20 protein-coding genes are annotated in these 21815 nt (G+C 64.6%); 12 read left to right on the top strand and 8 right to left on the bottom strand.

All coding sequences use genetic code 11. The annotated features are described in order from the left end of the window. The first annotated feature begins 17 nt into the window (after positions 1–17). Positions 18–1196, top strand: a complete 1179-nt coding sequence (locus GRI59_RS10465; RefSeq protein ID WP_160761110.1) for an RsmB/NOP family class I SAM-dependent RNA methyltransferase — start codon at positions 18–20, stop codon at positions 1194–1196. A gap of 62 nt (positions 1197–1258) precedes the next feature. After that, positions 1259–1759 (top strand): tetratricopeptide repeat protein, encoded by a 501-nt coding sequence (locus GRI59_RS10460; RefSeq protein ID WP_237440774.1) that lies wholly within the window; start codon positions 1259–1261, stop codon positions 1757–1759. A gap of 4 nt (positions 1760–1763) precedes the next feature. Here GRI59_RS10460 and GRI59_RS10455 read toward each other — a convergent pair whose 3' ends face one another. Together GRI59_RS10455 and GRI59_RS10450 are read right to left on the bottom strand one after the other, a co-directional pair. Continuing rightward, a complete protein-coding gene (locus GRI59_RS10455) occupies positions 1764–2243 on the bottom strand; it encodes an RNA pyrophosphohydrolase (protein WP_160761108.1) in 480 nt (159 codons plus the stop codon). Then, the gene (locus GRI59_RS10450; protein WP_160761107.1) at positions 2240–3190 is read right to left on the bottom strand and encodes an alpha/beta hydrolase; all 951 of its coding nucleotides are present in this window, start codon (positions 3188–3190) and stop codon (positions 2240–2242) included. The genes GRI59_RS10455 and GRI59_RS10450 overlap by 4 nt, the downstream gene beginning before the upstream one ends. A gap of 107 nt (positions 3191–3297) precedes the next feature. Between GRI59_RS10450 and GRI59_RS10445 the strand changes: the two genes are divergently transcribed. The 3 genes from GRI59_RS10445 to GRI59_RS10435 all read left to right on the top strand — a co-directional run bounded on the left by GRI59_RS10445 (position 3298) and on the right by GRI59_RS10435 (position 7047). Further along, entirely contained in the window at positions 3298–4254 is a 957-nt protein-coding gene (locus tag GRI59_RS10445; protein ID WP_160761106.1) for a metal-dependent hydrolase, read from the top strand. A gap of 127 nt (positions 4255–4381) precedes the next feature. Next, positions 4382–5767, top strand: a complete 1386-nt coding sequence (locus GRI59_RS10440; RefSeq protein WP_160761105.1) for a cryptochrome/photolyase family protein — start codon at positions 4382–4384, stop codon at positions 5765–5767. Between the two features lie 65 nt (positions 5768–5832). Beyond that, positions 5833–7047: a serine hydrolase domain-containing protein gene (locus GRI59_RS10435; RefSeq protein WP_237440773.1), complete on the top strand. Its 1215-nt coding sequence runs from the start codon at positions 5833–5835 to the stop codon at positions 7045–7047. 15 nt (positions 7048–7062) lie between these two features. Here the strand turns inward: GRI59_RS10435 and GRI59_RS10430 are convergent, their stop codons facing one another. The 3 genes from GRI59_RS10430 to purF form a co-directional block, all read right to left on the bottom strand. Then, on the bottom strand, positions 7063–7410 hold the full coding sequence (locus GRI59_RS10430) for a PilZ domain-containing protein (RefSeq protein ID WP_160761104.1): 348 nt from the start codon (positions 7408–7410) through the stop codon (positions 7063–7065). 123 nt (positions 7411–7533) lie between these two features. After that, a complete protein-coding gene (locus GRI59_RS10425) occupies positions 7534–8250 on the bottom strand; it encodes an SDR family NAD(P)-dependent oxidoreductase (protein WP_160761103.1) in 717 nt (238 codons plus the stop codon). Between the two features lie 6 nt (positions 8251–8256). Beyond that, complete coding sequence (gene purF / locus GRI59_RS10420; protein WP_160761102.1) at positions 8257–9744, bottom strand: amidophosphoribosyltransferase; 1488 nt, start codon at positions 9742–9744, stop codon at positions 8257–8259. Between the two features lie 216 nt (positions 9745–9960). On the opposite strand from purF, the gene GRI59_RS10415 reads away from it, so the two are divergent. From GRI59_RS10415 to dnaE, 4 genes are all read left to right on the top strand, one after another. Next, positions 9961–11214, top strand: a complete 1254-nt coding sequence (locus GRI59_RS10415) for a lipoprotein-releasing ABC transporter permease subunit (RefSeq protein ID WP_160761101.1) — start codon at positions 9961–9963, stop codon at positions 11212–11214. Next, on the top strand, positions 11207–11899 hold the full coding sequence (locus tag GRI59_RS10410; RefSeq protein WP_160761100.1) for an ABC transporter ATP-binding protein: 693 nt from the start codon (positions 11207–11209) through the stop codon (positions 11897–11899). The genes GRI59_RS10415 and GRI59_RS10410 overlap by 8 nt, the downstream gene beginning before the upstream one ends. 24 nt (positions 11900–11923) lie before the next feature. Next, complete coding sequence (locus GRI59_RS10405) at positions 11924–12403, top strand: glutathione peroxidase (RefSeq protein WP_183363605.1); 480 nt, start codon at positions 11924–11926, stop codon at positions 12401–12403. Positions 12404–12540: 137 nt separating this feature from the next. Then, complete coding sequence (gene dnaE / locus GRI59_RS10400; RefSeq protein WP_160761099.1) at positions 12541–16041, top strand: DNA polymerase III subunit alpha; 3501 nt, start codon at positions 12541–12543, stop codon at positions 16039–16041. 66 nt (positions 16042–16107) lie between these two features. Here dnaE and GRI59_RS10395 read toward each other — a convergent pair whose 3' ends face one another. Further along, on the bottom strand, positions 16108–17250 hold the full coding sequence (locus tag GRI59_RS10395) for an OmpA family protein (protein ID WP_160761098.1): 1143 nt from the start codon (positions 17248–17250) through the stop codon (positions 16108–16110). Between the two features lie 247 nt (positions 17251–17497). Between GRI59_RS10395 and GRI59_RS10390 the strand changes: the two genes are divergently transcribed. From GRI59_RS10390 to GRI59_RS10380, 3 genes are read left to right on the top strand one after another with little or no spacing between them, the layout of a single operon-like run. Next, entirely contained in the window at positions 17498–19105 is a 1608-nt protein-coding gene (locus GRI59_RS10390; RefSeq protein WP_160761097.1) for a long-chain fatty acid--CoA ligase, read from the top strand. Between the two features lies 1 nt (position 19106). Next, entirely contained in the window at positions 19107–19616 is a 510-nt protein-coding gene (locus GRI59_RS10385; RefSeq protein WP_160761096.1) for a GNAT family N-acetyltransferase, read from the top strand. Continuing rightward, positions 19613–20050: a DUF1330 domain-containing protein gene (locus GRI59_RS10380; RefSeq protein ID WP_160761095.1), complete on the top strand. Its 438-nt coding sequence runs from the start codon at positions 19613–19615 to the stop codon at positions 20048–20050. The genes GRI59_RS10385 and GRI59_RS10380 overlap by 4 nt, the downstream gene beginning before the upstream one ends. Position 20051: 1 nt before the next feature. Here GRI59_RS10380 and GRI59_RS10375 read toward each other — a convergent pair whose 3' ends face one another. Together GRI59_RS10375 and moaB are read right to left on the bottom strand one after the other, a co-directional pair. After that, positions 20052–21125 carry a PA0069 family radical SAM protein gene (locus GRI59_RS10375; RefSeq protein ID WP_160761094.1) on the bottom strand — a complete coding sequence of 358 codons (1074 nt, stop codon included), beginning with the start codon at positions 21123–21125 and terminating at the stop codon, positions 20052–20054. 152 nt (positions 21126–21277) lie between these two features. Continuing rightward, positions 21278–21808 (bottom strand): molybdenum cofactor biosynthesis protein B, encoded by a 531-nt coding sequence (moaB, locus tag GRI59_RS10370; protein WP_160761093.1) that lies wholly within the window; start codon positions 21806–21808, stop codon positions 21278–21280. Positions 21809–21815 lie beyond the last annotated feature (7 nt).

The following is a 21815-nucleotide window of genomic DNA, read 5'->3' as shown; positions in this document are numbered from 1 at the left end:
GTTTTCGGGGTGGGGGCATGACCCCCGCCGCACGGGTTGAGGCCGCTATCGAGCTGCTCGACACCATCATTCCCGCCGCGCGCGGGAAGGGTGCGCCTGCTGACCGGATCATCGCCGACTATTTCCGCGCGCGCCGCTATGCCGGGTCCAAGGACCGGCGCGCGGTGCGTGATCTGGTCTATCGCGCCATCCGATTGTGCGGCCCGGTGCCGGATAGCGGCCGGGCAGCGATGCTGGCTGTGGCCGGGCAGGACGAGGCGGTCGCCTCGCTGTTCGACGGCTCGCCCCACGGCCCCGCACCCCGCGCCGAGGGTGAGGAAGCGGCCAAGACCGCGCTTGCGCCCAAGTGGCTCGCCGCGGCCCTGCGCGCCTCCGGGCTGGGCGGGGTGGAAATCGCCGCACTGTTGGGCCGCGCGCCGCTCGACTTGCGGGTCAATGCGCTGAAGGCCGAACGCGACAGCCTGACTCTGCCCGAGCCGGGCGAGCCGCTCCCTGTGCCGAACGGCCTGCGCTTTCCTTCCGGTACGCCGGTCGAACAATGGGGCGCTTACGCCAACGGGCTGATCGAGGTGCAGGACCTCGGCAGCCAGTTAATCGTCATGGCGCTGCCGGTCGCTCCGGGCGACATCATCGTTGACCTCTGCGCGGGCGCGGGCGGCAAAACGCTGGCGCTCGCCGCGCGGCTCGGCAACGCCGCGTGCTTCGTCGCAGCTGACACTGACAAGCGTCGGCTCGGCAACCTTGGCCCTCGCGCCGAGCGGGCAGGCGCGGTGATCGACCACACCGTTTTGCTCGATCCGGGCCGCGAAATGCGGGCGCTGGGGCCGTGGGCGGGGAGAGCCGATCACGTGCTGGTCGATGCGCCGTGCTCAGGCAGCGGCACCTGGCGGCGGAGCCCTGAGGGGCGCTGGCGGCTCGATCCGGCGGAGTTGGCGCGGCTCAACGCCTTGCAGAACCATGTGCTGAAGCTGGCGGCGCAGCTGGTACGGCCTGGTGGTTCGATCGGGTTTGTCACCTGCTCGGTGCTCGATGCCGAGGGGCCGGACCGCGTTACCGCCTTTCTGACGCAGCATCCCGGCTGGACTGCAGAGCCGCTCACGCTGCCGCTCGGACGTCCGCGCGGGGGCGGAATCCGGCTCGATCCGCACCATGACGGCACGGATGGTTTTTTCATCGCCTGCTTGCGTTCACCATGATAGCTTCGCATGATATGATCCAGCCTTCCGGTTCCCGGTCTCATGCACTGAAGGAGCTTCTGATGCGTTTTGCGCCTGCCGCCGCCGCGCTGTCCCTGTGTCTGGCCATGACGGCAAGCATCACGATTGCGGGTGACGTCCGTGCGCCCGATCCGCGCGCTGCGGCCCTGATCGCACAAGGACAGGCAGCCTTGGCTGCGGGCGAGACCGAAGCGGCGGTCGATGCTTTTGAAGCCGCGCTGGCGGTCGATCCGGGCTACACGCCGATCTTCATCGATCTCGCTGAAGCTGCGCGCCAGCAAGGCCTGCAAGGCAAGGCGATTCGCTATTACCGCGATGCGCTGGAGCGGGATCCGGGCAATTTCGCCGCGATCTCGGGCGAAGGCGCCGCGCTGGTGGAAAAGGGCGCGCTCGAAAAGGCGAAGCGCAACCTCGCAAAGTTGCAAACCATGTGCGGCGATGCCTGCCCCGAAACCGTGGCCTTGCAGAGCAGCATTGCGCGCGGACCTTCGCCGCGCCTCGCGATCGAAAGCACCACGGACACGGCACCCGCGTCCAACTGAGCGATCAGATCAGGTCGCGGAACTCCTCCACCAGCGTTTCATAAACCTCGCGTTTGAACGGCACGATCAGCTCGGGCAGCTGATCGGGTGCGACCCATTTCCACGCGTTGAATTCGGGCGGATCATGGGCTTCGAGGTCGATATCGGCATCGGTGCCCAGGAAGCGGCCGAGGAACCAGAATTGCTCCTGCCCGCGATACTTGCCTTTCCACACCTTGCCCAGCAGCTCGGGCGGCAGGTCGTAGAGCAGCGGGCGAGAGGCGGGCGCGATCACTTCGACCAGATGGGCTGCAACGCCGATTTCCTCGTGCAGCTCACGCAAGGCAGCGTCCTGAATATCCTCGCCCTTGTCGATCCCGCCCTGCGGCATCTGCCAGAAGCCGTGGGCGCTGGGGTCAATTCGCTGACCAACGAAGACAAGGCCTTCGCGGTTCACCAGCATGAAGCCGGCGCAGGGGCGATAGGGCAGTCCTTCGGGGCTCATGCCGGGTTCGCCAGCATGAACTGCATCGCAGCGATGATGCGTTCGAGGTCTTTCTGGGTACTCGGCACGGCACCGCGCAGGTTGGTGAAGCTGTGCGTCACCCCGCGCATTTCAATGAACACGCAATCCCGCCCGGCATCCACCAGCGCCTTGGCATAGGCACGGCCCGAATCGCGGATCGGATCGAGGCTGGCGGTGACGACGATGGTGGGCGGGGCTTGGCAGTGGTCGCCAAGGATCGGGAAGCCGCGCGGGTCGGCGCGGTCGGCGCCGTAAGCCGCGTCGAAGAAGGCCATCGTGTCGCCCGTCAGCAGGAAGCCGTCCGAGAACGCCGCCATGCTGGCCGAGCCGTCCGCATCGGCGACAAGCGGGAAGATCGGCACTTGCAGCACCACCGGCACGGCGGCGGGGTTGGCGCCCAGCATTTGCCCGACGACCACCGTGGCATTGCCGCCTGCGCTGTCACCGATAGTTATGATGCCGGAGGCTTGGCGGCCCAATTCGGCCGGACTGCCCGCCACCCACCGCGTCGCCGCCTCGCAATCGAGGATCGCGGCGGGGAAGGGCGCTTCGGGCGCGAGCGCGTAATGCACCGCCACCAGCGGCAGATCGATCAGCGCCGCGATTTCGCTGCACAGCGCGTGGTGGGTGTCGAGATCGCCGATCACGAACCCGCCGCCATGGTAGAACATCACCACCGGCGAGGCTTCCTCGCGGCTTTCGCGGGCATCATAGAGGCGCAGGGGGATGTCGCCGTTCGGGCCGGGGCAAGTGAGGTCGCGGATCACCGGGAGCGCGCGCGCCGGGCGGTCGGCGATCCCGTGCATCTTCACATAGGAATCGCGCGCTTCGGCCAGTGTCATATCGACCAGCTTCGGCCCGTTCACCTGCGCCATCATGTCGAGGAAGGCCTTCATGTCGGGGCGGATGTAGGGCGCGTCGGTCATTGTGGTTCTCTCCCGGGTCTTTGGCGGTGCGATAGGCGAGGGAGGGGTCAAGTTCCAAGCATCTTTGCACTCGCCGCGCGCGGACGGGCGCGCTAACTCCTGAAGTCATGGACAATCTGACACATAGCCTTGTCGGCGCGGTGCTGGGGCAGGCGGGGCTGAAGCGCACCACGGGCCTTGCCATGCCCGCGCTGATCATCGGCGCGAACCTGCCGGACGTGGATGCGGCGTGCTTCTTCTGGCTGCACGGCACCGAGCATCTCGCGTTCCGCAGAGGCATCACCCACGGCCCGCCTGCGCTGGTGCTGCTGCCCTTGGTATTGGCGGGGATGCTGTGGGCGTTTGACCGCTGGCAGACAAAGCGCGGGACGCGGCCCGAGGCGCGGCTGCCGGTGCGGTTTGGTTGGCTTTACGCGATGGCCTTTATCGGGTGCCTCAGCCACCCCTTCTTCGACTGGCTCAACGTCTACGGCATCCGCCTGCTGGAGCCGTTTTCCTCGCAATGGTTCTACGGCGACACGCTGTTCATCATTGATGTGTGGCTGTGGGCGTTGCTGATTGCGAGCCTGTGGTGGTCGCGTCGGCGGGAGAAGGCAGGGGCAGAGTGGATGCGGCCTGCGCGAGTGGGGATCGCGGTGGGGTTGGCGTATATCGGGGTGAATGCTTGGATCAGTGCCAAGGCGGTGCAGAGCCTGCCTCCCTACAAGAAAGATAACCATTTCGGATTTGAAGTCATCGCCAGCCCCGTTCCATTCGCTTTTTGGGAACGAGATTTAGTCGATGGTTACCCCTCTTTGTATTGGCATTCGCGTTACCGCGCATTCAGCGGGCGTTCGGAACGCCAAGAGGTTGGGAACCCTTGTTTCGTGCCCGGTTGGCTTATTGCAGAACGAGCAGAAACCGATCACCAAGTTGAAGCCTTTATGTATTGGTCGCGCGCGCCTTTTGCGACCCGCGCCGATGATGGCTCGGTGATCCTTTATGATGCCCGCTTCTACGATCCGCTCTCGCGTGACCGGTTCTCGGTCGCGCTACCGGATGTGAAGTGCGAGCCGCTCCCTTAACCCGTCATCCTGAACTTGTTTCAGGATCCATTCCTCCTCCCGCACCGTAGCCCGCAATTGCGCGATGGATGCTGAAACAAGTTCAGCATGACGGCGTTGGTGGGGAAACGCGAACTCAGAGAGACAAATGACCCAACTCGTATGGCTGCGGCGCGATCTGCGCCTCGCCGATAATCCTGCGCTCTATCACGCGGCCAAGGCGGGGCCGTTGGTGTGCGTCTATGTCCTCGACGAAGAGGCGCCCAAGCACCATGCCTATGGCGGTGCGTCGCGCTGGTGGCTGCATCATTCGCTGACGAGTCTCGCCAAGAGCCTCGAAGCCAAGGGCAGCAAGCTGATCCTGCGGCGCGGCGATGCGGTGGAGGAATTCACCAAGCTGGCGAACGAAGTGCGCGCGCACACCGTCCACGCCAATGCCCATTACGAACCGTGGTGGCTGAACGCCGAGCGCAAGCTGGCCAATAAGCTCGACCTCCAACTTTACCACGGCAACTATCTGAAGCCGCCCGGCAGCATCACAACGGGCACGGGCGGGCAGTACAAGATCTACACGCCCTACAGCCGAGCGGTGCGCGCTGCATTCCCCCCGAGCGACGAGCTTACCGCGCCTGAGCGCCTCGAAGCGCCCGCAAACTGGCCCGCCTCCGACGATCTGGCATCATGGAACCTGCTCCCCACCAAGCCCGACTGGTCGGGCGGGATGGCGGCGTTCTGGCAGGTCGGCGAGGAAGCCGCCCACGCGCGCCTCAAGGCATGGGAGGCGGACGTCGACGACTACGACGACAAGCGCAATTTCCCATCGGTCGACAAGGTTTCGCGCCTCTCCCCGCACCTCCACTTCGGCGAGATTTCGCCCGTGCAAATCTGGCACCGCTTCAAGCACAAGCGCTCCAAGGGCTGGGAGACCTTCGAGGGCGAGCTGATCTGGCGCGACTACTCGCAGAACGCGATCCTGCAATTCCCCAAGTATGCCACCCAGAACTACCGCGAGGATTTCGACCGCTTCCCGTGGCGCGATCCCGCCACCGACGAGGCCGCCGCGCGTGATCTCAAGGCCTGGCAGCAGGGCCGCACCGGCTACCCCATCGTCGATGCCGGGATGCGCCAGCTGTGGCAGACCGGGTGGATGCACAACCGCGTGCGGATGATCACCGCCAGCTTCCTCATCAAGCACCTGCTGATCGACTGGCGCGAAGGCGAGAAGTGGTTCTGGGACACGCTATGCGACGCCGACTACGCCTCCAACGCCACCAACTGGCAGTGGACGGCGGGGACGGGGGTCGACTCCAACATGTTCAGCCGGATCATGGCGCCGCTCTCGCAGTCCGAGAAGTTCGACGCCGCGCGCTATATCCGCACCTATGTGCCAGAACTGAAGGGGATCGACGAACCCTACGTCCACGATCCCGAGGAGTTCGGGCGCAGGCCTGCGGGCTATCCGCGCAAGATCGTCCCGCACCGGCAGGCGCGTGAACGGGCGTTGGCGGCGCTCAAGACGCTGAAGGACCGCTAAAGCGGGGCTTGCCCGCCAGCGCTGCATCGGCCTATGCCCGGGTGAGAGAAAAACGGGAGGACGGGATGATGCGCGCAGATCGGCGATGGGCAGGAGTGGTTTCGGGTCTGGCGCTGGCGGCGCTGCTCGGCGGTTGCGCGGCAACCGCTGACAGCGCGCCCATGGTGGCCGCTGGCCCCGCAGCGCCCGCCGTGCAGCTCACCCAACCGCCCGCGCGTGATCCTTCGGAGCTGGCTGTGCTGTTCTGGAATGACAGCCAGCGCTCGGAGCGCTTCCGCGCGATGGAGCAATGGTTCGCCGGGCACGAAGTCCCCGCCTCCAAAACCCCGCGCGCGCTGCCCAAGGGCACGCCGCTAAGCCCCGCCTTGCAGGCCGAGATCACCGCGTTGATGCAGTCGACCAAGACCGCCGGCGTGATGGTCCTAGTCGATGGCAAGGTCGTGCACGAGGAATACGGCCTTGGCCTCAAGCCGACGGACCGCTGGACCAGCTTCTCGGTCGCCAAGAGTTTTACCTCGACCCTGCTCGGCGCGGCGGTGAAGGACGGGTTTATTACCAGCCTCGATGATCCGGTGACCCAGTATATCCCCGATCTCAAGGGCTCGGCTTATGACGGCGTGACCGTGCGCCAGCTCGCCACCATGACCAGCGGCGTGAAGTGGAACGAGGATTACACCGACGCCAATTCCGACGTCGCCCAAATGAACCGTTTCGTGGTGGAATACGGCCCCGAGGCGATCGTCGCGCAGATGAAGGCGCTCCCGCGTGAGGCCAAACCGGGTGAGAAGTGGGTCTATAAAACCGGCGAGACCAACCTCATCGGCGTGCTGGTGGAAAATGCAGTGGGTGAGCCACTGGCCGAATATGCGCAGGCCAAGATCACCGAGCCTGCCGGATTTGAAGGCGGGTTGTTCTGGATGGTCGATCCGCGCGGCGGCAATATCGGCGGGTGCTGCCTGTCGATCACGCTGGGCGACTATGCCCGCATGGGCCAGTTCGTGCTGGAAGGCGGCAAGGGCGCGGTGCCTGAAGGCTGGTTTACCGAGGCGACCGACAGCGCCGTCGATTTCGGGACGAGCGGTTTCGGCTATGGCTACCAGTGGTGGACCTATCCGCAGGGCACGTTCGGAGCCCAAGGGATCTTCGGTCAGGGCATCACACTGTTTCCAGACAAGCGCGTGGTGTTCGCCTATGTCGGCAACTGGGCTACGGCCAGCGGCGGGCCGCAGCGCGGGCAGTTCCTCGATTTGAGCCGGAAGGTCGCGGCAGAGGCGAAGTAAACGCCTTCGCCGCCCTCAGATCATCTGGCGATAGACGCCGACGTTGCTGTAGCGTTGCAGGATGTTGTCATGGACGATCGGGCTGAGCAGTTCATTGAAGGCGCAGCCGACGATGCAATTGTCCCACCACACGACCTCGGCCTGGAGCGATTCGAGGCCGGGCAGGGTCAGCCAGCACATCTGGCCTTCGTGCATCCGGTTGATCGAAGCGGCGGAAAAGCCCGAGATCGATAGGTCATGCACGACGCTCTGGAACGCACGTCCGCCCGAGGCGCGCAGGGTCGCCGGGATCGTCAGCCGCGTGCGCGGACTGCACCGATCTTCCTGTGCAGCAGAGCTATAGGGATCTGAACTCACGGGCATTGCTTTAGCCTTGTACTGAAATCTGTGGTCTCCGGGCGGTATGGTCCACGCGGGACTTTGCCCCAGCGATCGTAAAGCGCGGGTTTCAGCATATGGTTAACGCAGGCGTAAGGAGACTTGGGTTCAGTCGATCCGCTCACGGTGGAGACTGTCAAAACCCTCCACCAGCAGGGCCAGCAAGCGGTCGGCTACCACTTCAGGGGCCTTGACCGTGGCGGGGTCTTCGCCCGGATAGGCGCGTGCGCGCATTTCGGTGCGGGTGGCGCCGGGATCTACAATCACCACGCGCAGGGGGCTGAGCCGCTCGACTTCGGCGGCATAGGTTTCGAGCAGGTTCTCGAACGCCGCCTTGGTCGCGCCGTAAGCGCCCCAATAGGGTCGCGGCGTGCGGGCAAGGCTGCTGGTGAGACCGATGATCCGGCCCGCCTCAGCGCGGCGCAACAGCGGATCGAATCCGGCGAGCAGCGCCTGGGTTGCGACCACATTGGTCAGCAGCGCTTGGTTAAACTGCTTGGGCTCGATCTGCGAAGTCGGCGTCAGTTCAGGCAGATAGGCCGCCGCCAGCACCATGATGTCGAGCGTCTGCCAGCGCCCCGCAATCGCCGAGGCGAGGCGGGTGACGGCATCAGGCTCCATCAGGTCGATCGGCGCGATGGTCGACGTGCCGCCAAAAGCGTGGATCTCGTCCTCGACCGCTTCCAGCGCCTTGACCTTGCGTGAGACCAGAATGACATGCGCGCCCGCGCGGGCCAGCGCCTTGGCGGTGGCAGCACCGATCCCGCGGCTTGCGCCGGTGACAAGCGCGATGCGGCCGGAAAGCGGCTTGGCAATATCGGTCATGATGGGTCAGGCAGCCTTGGGATCAGCAAAGGGAAGTTCGGCGCTCTTCTGTTCGGCAAGCGCCAGGTCGGTCAGCGACGTGGGATAGTCGCCGGTAAAGCAGGCGTCGCAGAATTGCGGGCAGGTCTTGTTGCGCGCCTGTGATCCGACCGCCCGGTAAAGCCCGTCAATCGAGATGAAGGCGAGGCTGTCGGCCTTGATGAACTGGCGCATCGGCTCCAGCTCCATGCGCGCGGCGAGCAGCTTGGAGCGTTCGGGCGTGTCGACGCCGTAGAAGCAGGAATGTGCTGTCGGCGGGCTGGCGACGCGGAAATGGACTTCCTTGGCCCCCGCTTCGCGCATCATCTCGACGATCTTCATCGAGGTGGTGCCGCGCACAATGGAATCGTCGATCAGCACGATCCGCTTGCCTTCGACCAGCGCGCGGTTGGCGTTGTGCTTGCGCTTGACGCTCGAATGGCGCGCGCCGTCCGATGGCTGGATGAAGGTCCGCCCGACATAGTGCGAGCGGATGATGCCGAGTTCGAATGGCAGGCCCGATTGCTGGGCAAAGCCGATGGCCGCCGGAACGCCGCTGTCCGGCACCGGCACCACCAGATCAGCCTCGCACGGGGATTCCAGCGCGAGCTGCATGCCGATGGCCTTGCGCGCTTCGTAAACCGAGCGCCCGGCAAAGACAGAATCGGGGCGGCTGAAATAGACGTGTTCAAAGATGCAGGGGCGCGGGGCGGGGCTGCCGAACGGGCGCACCGTGCGGATCTCTCCGGCGAAATCGACCAGCACCAGCTCGCCTGGCTCGATCTCTCGGATCACTTCAGCGCCGACAACGTCGAAAGCGACGGTTTCTGAGGCGAACAAGATCGCATCGCCCATCCGGCCCATCACCAAGGGACGGATGCCGAGCGGATCGCGGCAAGCGATCATGCCCTCTGGCGTCATCACGATCAGCGCATAGGCGCCTTCGACCAGCCGCAGGGCATCCACCAGCCGGTCTGCAATGGTGGGATAGCGGCTGGTGGCGACGAGGTGGATGATCACCTCGGTATCGGAGGTCGACTGGAAGATTGAACCCTTGTTCACCAGATCGGTGCGCAGGCTCATCGCGTTCGAGATATTGCCGTTATGCGCCACGGCGAAGCCGCCGCTCGCCAGATCGGCATAGAGCGGCTGGACGTTGCGCAGGCCCGATCCCCCGGTGGTCGAATAGCGCACATGGCCTGCGGCCATATGGCCGGGTAGCGCCGCGATGGCTTCGGAGGAGGAGAAGTTTTCCGCGACATGGCCCAGCCCGCGACTGGCGAAGAATTCCTTGCCGTCGAAGCTGACGATCCCGGCGGCTTCCTGCCCGCGATGCTGGAGCGCATGGAGGCCCAGCGCGGTCGTCGCCGCCGCGTCATTGGCGCGGATCGCGCCGAAGATTCCGCATTCCTCGCGCAGCTTGTCGCCATCGCAATCGAGGAAGGGGTGAGTCACATTGAGGGGCGTCATCGGCATCACCAGACCTGTCCGCGAACCATGCTGCCGCGGCGCAAGGCTCCAATGGCGATGTGACGGATCAATTACAAGTCAAAGCACGCCGAACTGCACCGGCTTTTTGCTGACTACCGTGTGATAGGCAGGCTCGGGGGCGGGTGGTAACATTGGATTGCCGCGGGCCAGCAGGCGCTCTACAGGCAGGGTTCAGCCAATAACGGGCAACCCGCACCTCTCATGCTCTCCCCCTTCGAATGGATGATCGCCAAACGCTACCTCTGGCCCGGCAAGGGGGAGGCGTTCATTGCGCTTGTCGCGGGCATATCGGTCGGCGTGGTGGCGCTTTCGGTGGCGCTGCTGGTGGTCGTGATGAGCGTGATGAACGGCTTTCGCGGCGAATTGCTCGACAAGATCGTGGGGCTGAACGGCCATGCCGTGGTGCAGGGCTATGACGGCAAGCTCAATGACTGGCGCGATGTCATGGCCGATATCGAGAAGACACCGGGCGTGGTTGAAGCGGCGCCTCTGATCGAAAAGCCGCTTTTGATACTTTACAATGGCAGCGCCGAGGCGATCTTCCTGCGCGGCCAATCCGACAAGGATATCAAAGCGCTGGGGGACAAGGTGCTGCTGGGTAACATCGACAGCCTCTATGCCCCATCAGGTGAAGACGGCCTGCGTCAAGTCGCCATCGGAAGCCGGCTTGCTCAGAACCTTGGTATTCGGGTTAACGATACAATCACGATCCTCAATCCGGCTGGCCGCACCACGCCGTTTGGCACGACCCCGCGCCAGATTCCCTACCGGGTCGGGGCGATTTTCGAGGTTGGCATCTACACCTTCGACGAGCGGTTCGTGATGCTGCCGCTGGCCGAAGCCCAAAGCCTGCTGCTGATGGGCGATTCTGTCGCGCAGATCGAAGTGACGGTGGATGACCCGGACAAGGTCGGCGAAATCCTCGCGCCCGTGTCCGCACGGCTGACGGGCAAGGCCCTGATCGCTGATTGGAAAACGATGAACTCCGCTTTGTTCGAAGCCTTGCAGGTGGAGCGGGTGGCGATGTTCTTTGCGCTGTCGTTCATGGTTTTGGTCGCGGCGTTCAACATTCTGTCCAGCCTCGTCATGCTGGTGCGCGCCAAGACCCGCGACATTGCGATCATGCGCACGATGGGCGCCACGCGGCGCAGCTTGCTCAAGATCTTCGTCACCACCGGCACCACGGTGGGCGCGATCGGGACGATGACGGGGCTGGCACTCGGCGCGATTATCCTGTTCTTCCGCGAGCCGATTGTCGATTTCATCGCCTTTGCGACCGGTCAGGAAATCTGGGACCCGCAGGTGCGGTTCCTCTCCACCCTGCCATCGCGGACCGATCCGTGGGAAGTTTTCGGCATTGTCATGCTGGCGTTGGGGATGAGCTTCCTCGCGACGCTCTATCCCGCGCTCAAGGCGGCGAACACCGATCCGGTGCAGGTGCTGCGTTATGAGTAGTCCTCTCGTCACTGGCGCACCGATCGTGTCCCTGCGCGGATTGAAGCGCGCCTTCGAGCAGGGCGGGCAGCGGATCGAAGTGCTGCGCGGCATCGATCTCGACATCATGCCGGGTGAGATTGTCGCCCTGCTGGGGCCGTCCGGCTCGGGCAAATCGACGATGCTGCAAGCTGTGGGCCTGCTCGAAGGCGGGTTCGAAGGTTCGATCAGCGTGGCGGGCGAACGTGCCGAAGATCTCGCCAGCGATCAGCGCACCCGGCTCAGGCGCGAACATCTCGGCTTCGTCTATCAGTTCCACCACCTGCTGCCCGATTTCAACGCGCGCGAGAATGTGGTGATGCCGCAGATGATCCTGGGTGTAGTGCGGGCGGAGGCAGAAGCGCGGGCGGATAGCCTGCTCACCATCCTCGGCCTCGGCCAGCGCCTGACCCACCGCCCCAGCCAGCTTTCAGGCGGGGAGCAACAGCGCGTCGCCGTCGCCCGCGCGCTCGCCAACCGGCCGACGCTGGTGCTGGCGGACGAGCCGACCGGCAACCTCGATGAAGTCACTGCCGATAATGTGCTGGCCGAATTTCTCGCGCTGGTGCGGGGCGAAGGCAGCGCGGCGCTGGTCGCGACTCACAACGAACGCCTCGCGGCAAAAATGGACCGGGTGGTGCGCCTCAAGGAAGGTGTGCTCGTATAAACGCATTAACAGGGGATCACGGATATGACGACGATTGCCGACTTCACCGTCACCACCAACCGGGGTGAGCCCCTCGACCTCAAGGACAAGCTCGGCACCGTGCTGCTGGTGGTCAACACCGCGAGCAAATGCGGCTTCACCCCGCAGTATGACGGGCTGGAAAAGCTGTTCCAGCAATACAAGGATCAGGGCTTTGAAGTGCTGGGCTTCCCCTGCAACCAGTTCGGCGGTCAGGAACCCGGCAATGCGGACGAGATCGCCGAGTTCTGCAAGGTCAATTTCGGCGTCACCTTCCCGCTGATGGCCAAGATCGACGTCAATGGCACCAAGGCCTCGCCGCTGTATGACTGGATGAAGACCTCAGCCAAAGGGCTGATGGGGTCGACCTCGATCAAGTGGAATTTCACGAAGTTCCTGATCGGCCGGGATGGCAACGTGGTGAAGCGCTACGGCCCGACCGACGCGCCGGAGAAGATCGCGCGGGATATCGAAGCGCTGCTTTAGCCCTAATTCGTCGCCCCGGCCCCCGAGCCGGGGTCGGTCTGAAATTGTGACCGATCCCGGATCAAGTCCGGGACGACGAGAGTTTCCTGTGGAAGCCACCCTTGGCGCTGACGGGACGATTGCGCATATCTGCGTCCATGCCCTTCGCTCCCTTCGTCCCCCTGCGCGTGCTCTCGTCCTACTCGATGCTCGAAGGGGCGATCGATCCCAAGGACATTGCCAAGCTGGCGAAGGAGCGCGGCTATCCCGCGATCGCCATCTGCGACCGCAACGGGCTTTACGGGATCATGGCTTTCGCTGCGGCCTGCAAGAGCGAAGGCGTGCAACCGATCATCGGCGCGATGCTGGGCGTGGCGCGGGATGATGAGCGCGGCGGGGTCGATTACCTCGCCCTGTTTGCGCAGGACGACGCGGGCTATGACAACCTGTGCTATCTGGTCTCGTCCGCGCACCTTGACCGGCCGCTGGAACGCGATCCCCACGTCACCCTCGCTGACCTTGAGGGCCGCACCGCTGGTCTGATCGCGCTGACCGGCGCGGGCGAGGGTGGGCTGACCCGGCTGCTGGCCGAGGACCAGCATGAGGCCGCCGCGCGGCTCGCTGACCGGCTGGAAGCGCTGTTTCCGGGACGGCTCTATATCGAACTCGCGCGCCACGGCGATCCGGTGTGCGAACGGGCCGAGGAGGCGTTGATCGACCTCGCTTACGCGCGAGGCCTGCCGCTGGTTGCCACCAACCCGGCAAACTTTGCTGAACCGCATATGCACAAGGCGCATGACGCCATGCTGTGCATCGCCAACTCGACCCAGATCGACGCGGAGGATCGCCCACGCTCCAACCCGCAGGCTTTCGTCAAATCGGCGGCGATGATGGAGGAGGCCTTCGCCGACTTGCCCGAGGCGACCGCCAATACGCTGGTGATCGCCCAGCGCTGCGCTTTCGCGCCGCCGTACCGCAAGCCGATCCTGCCTAGCCTTGCAGGCGACCTTTCGGGTGAGGCGCGGATGCTGGCGGAGGATTCGCGCGCCGGCCTTGAGGCGCGACTGGCGGCCTATCCCGATCTCACCGAGGAGGAGCGCAAGGTCTATTTCGACCGCCTCGAATTCGAGATCAACGTCATCGTCAACATGGGCTTCCCTGGTTACTTCCTGATCGTTGCCGACTTCATCAAGTGGGCCAAGGATCAGGGCATTCCGGTGGGGCCGGGGCGCGGTTCGGGCGCCGGCTCGGCGGTGGCTTGGGCGCTGACCATCACCGACCTTGATCCAATCAAGCTCGGCCTGCTGTTCGAACGTTTCCTGAACCCCGAACGCGTGTCGATGCCCGACTTCGATATCGACTTCTGCGAAACGCGGCGCGGCGAGGTGATCCGTTACGTTCAGGCCAAATACGGCAGCGATCACGTCGCGCAGATCATCACCTTCGGCAAGCTGAAGGCCCGCGCGGTGCTGCGCGACTGCGGGCGTATCTTGCAGATGAGCTACGGTCAGGTCGACCGGCTGTGCAAGATGGTGCCCAATCACCCGACTGACCCCTGGCCGCTGCCGCGCGCGCTGAATGGCGCGGCGGATTTCCGGCGTGAGTATGACAACGACAAGGACGTGAAGCGCCTCGTCGATCTCGCGATGCAGCTGGAAGGCTTGCCCCGCAATTCATCGACCCACGCGGCTGGCGTGGTGATCGGCGACAGGCCGCTGGCGCAGCTGGTGCCGCTCTACCGCGACCCGCGTTCCGATATGCCGGTGACGCAGTTCGACATGAAGTATGTCGAATCGAGCGGGCTAGTGAAGTTCGACTTCCTCGGGCTGAAGACGCTATCGGTGCTGCGCAAAGCGGTCGATCTGCTCGAAGCGCGCGGCATCACGATCGATCTGGGCGCGCTGCCTTTGGACGATGCGCAGGTCTATAACCTGATGCAGACCGGCAATACGGTCGGCGTGTTCCAGCTGGAATCCGAAGGCATGCGCCGCACGCTGAAGGCGGTGAAGCCGACCAACTTTGGCGACATCATCGCGCTCGTCTCGCTCTACCGGCCCGGCCCGATGGACAACATCCCGCTGTTCGGCCAGCGCAAGGCGGGCGTGGTGCCGATCGAATACCCGCACCCCAAGCTCGAAGGCATCCTTGCCGAAACCTACGGCATCTTCGTCTATCAGGAACAGGTCATGCAGGCCGCGCAGGTGCTGGCGGGCTATTCGCTCGGCGATGCCGACCTGCTGCGCCGCGCGATGGGCAAGAAGGTGCAGGCCGAAATGGACGCCCAGCGCGGGCGGTTCTGTGAGGGTTGCAAGGAAAGCTCGGGGATTGAGGCCAAGCGCGCCAACGAGCTGTTCGACTTGATCGACAAGTTCGCAGGCTACGGCTTCAACAAGTCCCACGCCGCCGCCTATGCGCTGCTCGCCTACCAGACCGCTTGGCTGAAGGCGCATTACCCCGAGGAGTTCTTCGCCGCCTCGATGTGCTTCGACATGCACCAGTCGGAGAAGCTGAACGTCTTTGTCGATGACGCGCGCCGCTATCCCAATGGGCACGGCGGTGTTGAGGTGCTGGCACCCTGCATCAACGCCAGCGAGGCCGAATTTACCGTTGAGCAGACCGATCACGGCTACGCGGTGCGCTATGCGCTCGCGGGGATCCGCAATGTCGGCGAAAAGGCGATGGATGCGATCGTGGCCGAGCGCGCTGCGAACGGCGCTTTCGCCAGCCTCAAGGACCTGTTCGAGCGGGTGCCGCAGGGCACCATGAACCGCCGCCAGCTTGAAGGTCTGATCTGCGCGGGCGCGTTTGACGGGCTGGAGCCCAATCGCGCGCTGCTGTTCGCCAATGCCGATCTGCTGATGGCGGTTGCCGATGCGGCGATCCGGGAACGTTCCAGCGGGCAGGTCGGGCTGTTCGGCGGCGACTCCGGACCGGCGGAAGATTTGCGCCTGCAAGCGTGCGAGCCGTGGTCGCGTACCGACCGGATGGCCAAGGAGCGCGAGAATTTCGGGTTCTATTTTTCGGCCCACCCGGTGCAGCAGTTCCGCGATGTCGCTTCGGCCAATGGCGCGCGCACCTATCAAAGTCTGATGGAAGCGGGCGCGCCTGCGGGCGGGCGCGGGTCGGCGGTGATGGCAGTGATGGTCGAAGGCATCACCAAGGCGCGCACGCGCAAGGGCGGCACCTTTGTTCGGGCGGATTTCTCCGACAGCTCGGGGCAGTTCTCCGCCGCTTGCTTCGAAGAGGCGCTGGTGCCGCAGTTTGAACGCTGGGCGGCGGATGGCGAATGCCTGCTGCTGACGGTGGAGCTTGACGCGCCAAGCCCGGACGAGCCGCCCCGCCTCACCGTGCGCGGCGCGCGGCCGCTGGCAGCGGTGATCGGAGCGACGGCGATGGAGCTCAGCGCCTATATCGCCTCGGTCGAAGCCTTGCGCGAACTCCAGATCGAACTTGCCGCGGCCCAGGGTGAGCGTCCGACCGGCTCTGGCGAAGTGCTGGTGCGGCTGATGTTGGCGGACGGCGATCAGGTGCAGATGCGGCTCGGCAGCAATTTCGTGCTGAATGGCGAGTTGGCCGAACGGCTGGCGGCGGTCGAGGGTATCGCCAAGGTCGCGCTGGTGCCGCTCAAGAAGCGCGGGAACCTGCGGCTGGTCGCCTGAGCGGACACGAAAAAGGGGGCGGATCGCTCCGCCCCCCTCTCATTCATCCGTCAAACGGAGCGAGAATTACATTCCCGAACCCGGGCCGTAGCTCACTTCCACGCGGCGGTTCTGCGCTTCGCGCACGCCATCAGCGGTCGGCACGCGCGGCTGGCTTTCGCCAAACGCTTCGCCCGAAATCTGACCCGAAGGTATGCCGCGACCGGTCATATAGCTGCGCACGGCTTCGTTACGCCGTCCGGCGAGCGCCATGTTGTACTGCGCGCTCCCGGCCTTGTCGGTGTGACCGGCCAGCATCACGCGCGCCATGCCGCAATTGGCATAGGCGGTGACCGCGTTGTTCAGGATCGTCGAAGCTTCGGGCGAGATGTCCGAACGGTCGAAATCGAAGAACACGATGTACGGGCCGGTGTTGCACGCGGCCTTGGGCGGCGGCGGGGGAGCGACCGGACGCGGCGGGGGCGGGGGTGCCATCACGGGCGGGGGCGGCGGCGGGGCTGCCACCGGAGCGGGCGCGGGACGACCACCGAAGTTGTAGGTCAGGCTCGCCAGCACCGAATGGGCCGAGTAATCCGCGCGCAGATCGCGGCCATTGGCGGCCTGCAAATCGAAATTGTCCGCGACGAAATAACGGTACTTCACGCCGAGATCGACATTATCGGTCACCGCAAGGCGCGCGCCGGCCAGCAGCTGCCACGCGAAATCGGTCGCGCTGTCGTCAATCACGGTGCCAACGCCAGCCACTTCGACCGGGAGCTTCATGTTGGCAATACCAACGCCGCCGCCGCCGAAGACCTGGAAGCCGTCATCATTGCCGAATTCGACCAGCGCATTGACCATGCCGCTGTAGATTTCGAGATCGCGCGAGTTCTGGACCCGTGTGCCCGAAGGAACAGTCAGGCCGCCCGGCAGGATCGCCGAGTTGACCACGGTGAGGCCTTCATAGCCTGCGCGCTTGTAGCCGCCTTCTGCTTCGAGCCGGAACGCGCCGAAGTCGTAACCGATCACCACATCGCCATCGATGCCGAGATTGGTGTCGGCAAAGGCCGCGTTGTTGTACGTGTCGTTGCCAGTGTCGATGTCGACATCGACCTGATCGTCGAAGCTGACGCCGCCATTGATGCCGATATAGGCTTGGCCTTCACGTGCGAATGCGGGCGCGGCGACGATCATCGCGGCGCCTGCCATGAGAATTGCAGTCTTTTTCATTGTTTTAATCTCTCGAAAAGGGATGCCCGGGCCTAACTGGCGCCGCTCTGTGCCACAGCTGTGACACACGGGTATTGAGAGCGGCGAGTGGGATAGTGTCGCGATGGTCGGAATGTTTCATGACATCGGGACGAAACGTGTCAGCGATTGGGCGAACCGATTGCCAAGGCCTATAAGCAAAGGCATGAACACAGCCTGTGCGGTTTCCGCGCGGCGAAATTAAATCACAATGGGAGAGAGACAGACAATGGCCGGAACCAGGCTCGGGGCAATGCAGGACTGGACCATGCGGGTAACCGCGGTGATCGATCACGCCGCGCGCGAAGCGCCCGAACGCGAGATCGTGAGCCGTTGGGCCGATGGGAGCGAAACGCGGACCGACTGGGCGGGCATCCGCCGCGATGCGCTGAAGATGGCGCAGGCCTTGCAGCGTCTGGGTCTGCGACCGGGTGACAAGGTCGCGAGCCTCGCGATGAACCACTCCCGCCACTTGGTCAGCTGGTATGGCGTGGCCGGGATGGGCGGCGTGCTCCACACCGTGAACCCGCGCCTGTTCGACGATCAGCTCGACTACATCGTCAACCACGCCGAAGACCGGGTGCTGTGCTACGACGCGGCGTTCCAGCCGATCGTAGACCGGATGCGCGAGCGCTGGACCACGGTCGAGCACTATATCTGCTACGATAGCGGCGCGCATTCCTCCGCCTTTGAAGACTGGATCGCGGCAGAGGATGGCGATTTCGAATGGGTCACCGGCCCCGAAACCGATCCGTGCATGATCTGCTACACCTCTGGCACCACCGGCAATCCCAAGGGCGTGCAATACGAGCACCGCTCGACCGTGCTCCACGCGATGAGCGGGCTGCAACCGGCTGCCTTCAATTTCAGCTCGGCTTCGGTGATGCTGCCGGTGGTGCCGATGTTCCACGCGGCGAGCTGGGGCTTGCCCTACGCGGGCGCGATGGCGGGGATCAAGTTCGTGTTCTCGGCGGTCAACGATCCCGCCGTGCTCCACGATCTGATGCTGCGTGAAGGCGTGACGGACAGTGCGGGCGTGCCGACCGTATGGCTGGCGCATTTCCAGTATTGCGACCGCGAGGGCGTCGACTTGCCGCCCCTGAAGGCCGCCACCATCGGCGGCTCGGCGGCGCCGAAGTTCATGATCGAGCGTTTGCTGAAGAACGGCACCCGTGTTCAGCACGCCTGGGGCATGACCGAAACCAGCCCGATCGGCACGGTGGGTGGGCCGACCTGGGACTGGGACAGCCTCACGCTGGAGCAGAAGGTCGAAAAGACCGCCATGCAGGGCCGTCCCATCTTCGGCGTCCAGCTTCGCACGGTCGACCTCTCGGACATGGCGACCGAACTGCCGCGCGACGGCAAGACCAGCGGCGCACTCCAGATCCGCGGGCCGTGGGTGATCAGGCGCTACTTCAAGGCAGAGACAGACGCAGTCGGCAATGACGGCTGGTTCGATACGGGCGACGTCGGCATCCTCCACCCGGACGGCACCTTGCAGCTAACCGACCGCACCAAGGATGTGATCAAATCGGGTGGGGAGTGGATCAGCTCGGTCGAGCTTGAGAACGCGGCTTGCGGGCATCCCGCCGTGGCCGAGGCGGCCTGCATCGGCATCTACCACCCCAAGTGGGACGAGCGCCCGGTGCTGTTCGTGGTCAAGAAAGCGGGCGCCGAGGTCTCGGGCGACGAGATCGTCGAACACCTGAAGCCGCTGATCGCCAAGTGGTGGCTGCCCGATGCGGTCGAATTCGTCGACGACATCCCGCACACGGCGACCGGCAAGATCAGCAAGAAGGACCTGCGCGACCGCTTTGCGGACTACACGCTTGGCTGACATGACCATCCGGCCTGCGCTCGCGAGCGATGCGCAGGCCGTTTGCGACATCTACGCGTTTCACGTCGCGCACAGCACGGCGACCTTCGACACGGTTGCGCCCGATGCGGCGACCTGGGCGGACAAGATCGCAGCCGTCTCTTCGCGCGAGTGGCCGTTCCTTGTCGCCGCGCGGGACGGTGAGGTGCTTGGCTATTGCTACGCCACACAGTTCCGCGACCGCGCCGCCTATGCGCGCACCTGTGAGGATAGCATCTATGTTTCTGAGACGGCGCGCGGGGGCGGGGTGGGATCGGCCCTGCTCGCTGCGCTGGTTGCTGCCGCGCGGGTGAGCGGCTTCGAGCAGATGATCGCCGTGATCGGCGGGGGCGAGCCTGCCTCGATTGCGCTCCACGCCAAGTGCGGCTTCGTTCAAGCTGGCCGGATGCGCAATGTCGGCTTCAAGTTCGGGCGCAGGCTCGATACGGTCTATATGCAATGCGATCTGACGCTGGAGGGACATGAGCCATGACCTGCGAAACCTATATCGACCCCTCGCCGGTGAACTTTCAGGCCTTCAAGGACCTGCCGCGCGATACACCGATCAATATGCTCAACCTGCTGCTGTACCGCGATTTGGCCGACTATCCCGAGGGCCATGAGCACGCCGGCAAGGGCTGGAGCGGCAAGCGCGCCTATGAGGAATATGGCAAGACCAGCGGCCCGATCTTCCAGCGCGTCGGCGGCACCATCCTGTGGCGCGGGAGCTTCCAGACGGTGGTGACGGGGCCGGAGGGCGAGCGCTGGCACGATGGCTTCGTGGCGCAGTACCCCAACGCGGGTGCATTCTTCGCGATGCTGAAGGACCCGGAGTACCAGATGGCCGTCGTCAACCGTACGGCGGCGCTAGTTGATAGCCGCTTGGTGCGGTTCGCGCCGGGCGAGGTGGGGGATGGGTTCGGGTGAGCTAAAGCAACCGCAACTGCCCACCCATTTCCGGCGCCCGGAACCGTGAGCAATCCAGCTCGAACCGCACCTTCGCAATTCCCGCCCGCTTGCACGCCAGATTGAACCGCGCACGGATCAGATCGGCCCACACGCCTTGCGGATTGAAGCGGCTGTGGAAGTTCGGGTCATTGTCCCGCCCGCCGCGCATTTCGCGCACGATGCTCATCACCTTGCCTGCGCGCTCGGGATAATGGACCGCGAGCCATTCGCGGAACAGCGGCGCGACCTCGTGGGGGAGGCGCAGGGGGATCCAGTTGACGCTTTGCACCCCTCGCCGCACCACTTCGGCGGTGGTGGCTTCGATGAATTCATCGGTGATTGCCGGGATGATCGGCGAGATCGAGCAGTGCACCGGCACGCCCAGTTCCACCAACCGCCCCAGCGCCGCAAGCCGTTTGGCAGGGGCGGCGCAGCGCGGTTCGAGCTTGGCGGATAGCACGGGGTCGAGGCTCGTCACCGAGATCGATACCGCCACCAGCTTCTCGCGTGCCAAGGCCGCCAGCAGATCGGCATCGTCCAGCACCCGGTCTGACTTGGTGGTGATGGTCACGGGGTGGCGGGCCTCCAGACAGACTTCCAGCACTTGGCGCGTGATGCGGTAATCGCGCTCGATCGGCTGATAGGGATCGGTGTTGGTGCCCATCGCTATCGGCTTGGGGCGGTAGCCGCGCTTCGACAGCGTCGCCTTGAGCAATTCGGCCGCGTTAGGCTTGGCGAACAGCCGAGTCTCAAAATCCAGGCCGGGTGAGAGGTCGTGGTAGGCGTGGGTGGGGCGGGCGAAGCAATAGACGCAGCCATGCTCGCACCCGCGATAGGCGTTGATCGAGCGGTCGAATGGCACGTCGGGGGATTGGTTGAAGGTGAGGATCGACTTCGGGCGCTCCTCGGTCACCGTGGTGCGCAGTTTGACCGGCGGGCCGTCGAGCGATTGCATATGATCGCGCCAGTCGCCATCGACCTCGCGCTCCGCCAATCCGAAGCGGGTGGGGACCGCCGCCGATTGTGCACCGCGGCCATGGATTCGCTCTGGCATGGCTGGAACGTATAGAGAACAAAGGGTGCGATGCCAACCATCGTCATCCCAGCGGAACCGAAGGTGGCCGAAGGCCTATGCTGGGACCTCGGGCGGCAAATGCCGTCCGAGCCGCCCTGGGCCCCAGCTTGCGCTGGGGTGACGGCAAAGGGCTAAACTTCCTTCAGCCGCGGCATCAGCTCGACAAAGTTGCAGGGCCGATTGCGGCTGTCGAGTTGCTCCGACAGAATCCCGTCCCAGCCGTCCTTCACCGCCCCGTTCGATCCGGGGAGTGCGAAGATATAGGTGCCGCGCGCCACCACCGCGCAGGCGCGCGATTGGACGGTGCTGGTGCCGATGCTCTTGAAGCTTAGCCAGCGGAACAGTTCGCCAAAGCCGGGAATGTCGCGGGCACCTTCGATCAGGCTGAGCGCTTCGGGGGTGACATCGCGGCCCGTCAGACCCGTGCCGCCCGTGCTGACCACAGCGTCGATGGCCGGATCGTCGATCCAAGCATCGAACTGGGCAGCGAGCAGCTTCGCGTCATCCTTCACGATCATCCGCGCCGCCAGATTGTGCCCCGCGCCTGTCACCCGCGCCGCCAGAATATTGCCCGAGGTGTCGGTCTCCGGCGTGCGCGTGTCGGATACGGTCAGGACGGCAATGTTGATCGGTTTGAAAACCCGGCTCTCGTCAATCGCCACTCTATCC

This window comes from Erythrobacter ramosus (genome assembly GCF_009828055.1).
GTDB classification, from domain to species: Bacteria; Pseudomonadota; Alphaproteobacteria; order Sphingomonadales; family Sphingomonadaceae; genus Erythrobacter; species Erythrobacter ramosus.
The sequence above is the reverse complement of the archived record's forward strand: the minus strand, read 5'-3'. Positions and strand labels throughout refer to the sequence as shown.